Consider the following 1,843-nt stretch of genomic DNA (forward strand, 5'->3'; position numbering starts at 1 on the left):
AACGCCGCTGCGCTACAAGGCCGTCGTCGTCGACGGCGCGGGACGCACCGCGAGCGACACCGCCGCCACCACCGCCGGACAACCCCCCGCCCCCGAGAAACCGAGCGCGGTGGACCGCCCCTACGCCGTGGTGCACTACCGGCGGACGGACGGCGACTACGACGGCTGGCGGCTCAAGTCGTCCGCCGGAACCGCGGACTTCACCGGCCGTGACGCCTACGGAGCCTTCGCCTGGGTGGAACTGGACGACGCTGCCGGCGACGTGACCTACACCGTCGAGAAGGACGGTGCCGCGGACGGCCCGCGGCGCACCCTCGAGACGGCGGAGACCGGCGAGGTCTGGATCGAGCAGGGGAAGGACGGGCAGGCGGTGACCGCACCCGAGGGCGCCTATCCGCCGCAGGACCAGATGAAGGCCGTCCTGCACTACCACCGCGCCGACGGCGACTACGACGGCTGGGGCCTGCACACCTGGACCGGCGCGGCCAACCCGACCGACTGGTCCAAGCCGCTGCGGCCGGTCGGCAGGGACAGTTTCGGCGTGACCTTCGAAGTGCCCCTCGCCGACGGCGCCACGTCCCTCAGCTACATCGTCCACAAGGGCGACGAGAAGGACATCGCCAGCGACCGGTCCCTGGACTTCGCCACCCACGGGAAGGACGTCTGGCTCCTCGGCGGCACCGCCGGCTATCTGCTGCCGACCGTGGGCTCCGCCCCCGACCTCGACCTCGGCGCCTCGAAGGCCCAGTGGATCGACGCGGACACGGTGGTGTGGAACGTCAAGGCCACCGACGCCACCAGCCAGCAGCTCGTGTACGCCCCCAAGGGCGACATCACCGTCAAGGACGGCGCCCTCTCCCACGAGGGGCACTGGCTGCGTCTGGTGCCGACGACCCTCAGCGACGCCCAGAAGGCGAAGTTCCGGCACCTGAAGGACGGCACCGCCTGGTCCGTCGACCCGCGTGACCGGGACCGGGTGCGGGAGGCGCTGCGCGGCCAGCTCGTCGCCACCCAGCGGGCCGCCAACGGCGCGCTGCTCGCGGCGACGGGCGTCCAGATCCCCGGCGTGCTGGACGACCTCTACGGCGCGGCGCGCGAGGCCCGCCTCGGGCCCGTCTTCGACCACCGGGGCAGGCCCACCCTGTCCGTCTGGGCCCCCACGGCGAAGAGCGTGTCCCTCGATCTGGACGGCCGGCGCGTAGCGATGCGCCGGGACGGCGACACGGGCGTCTGGTCGGTGACCGGATCCCGCGCCTGGAAGGGCAAGCCGTACCGGTACGCCGTCACGGTGTGGGCCCCGACGGCCCGCAGGATCGTCACCAACAAGGTCACCGACCCGTACTCCGTGGCCCTGACGGCCGACTCCGCACGCAGTCTCGTCGTCGATCTGAAGGACAGGGCCCTGGCGCCCGCGGGATGGTCCGGGCTGGACAAACCTCCGGCCGTCCCGCTCAAGGACGCGCAGATCCAGGAACTGCACATACGCGACCACTCCGTGGAGGACTCGACCGTCCCGGCGACGGAGCGGGGCACGTACACCGCCTTCACCGAGAAGAACTCGGCGGGCAGCAGGCATCTCCGTGCGCTGGCCGAGGCGGGTACCTCGTATGTGCACCTGCTCCCGGCCTTCGACTTCACGACCGTTCCGGAGAAGACCGCCGACCAGGCGACCGTCGACTGCGACCTCGCCTCCTACCCGGCCGACTCCGGCCGGCAGCAGGAGTGCGTGGCGAAGGCCGCCGCCAAGGACGCCTACAACTGGGGCTACGACCCCTACCACTTCACCGTCCCCGAGGGCTCCTACGCCAGTGACCCGGACGGCACCGAGCGCACGGTCGAGTTC

Annotated in this window: 1 protein-coding gene; it reads left to right on the plus strand. The window is 71.9% G+C overall.

Features of this window, described 5'->3' with window-relative positions; genetic code table 11:
* A partial coding sequence (locus ADK41_RS02430) for a pullulanase-associated domain-containing protein (RefSeq protein WP_280923038.1) occupies positions 1–1,843 on the plus strand: 1,843 nt, incomplete at both ends.

Source organism: Streptomyces caelestis (genome assembly GCF_001279005.1).
In the GTDB taxonomy this organism is placed as follows: Bacteria; Actinomycetota; Actinomycetes; order Streptomycetales; family Streptomycetaceae; genus Streptomyces; species Streptomyces heliomycini.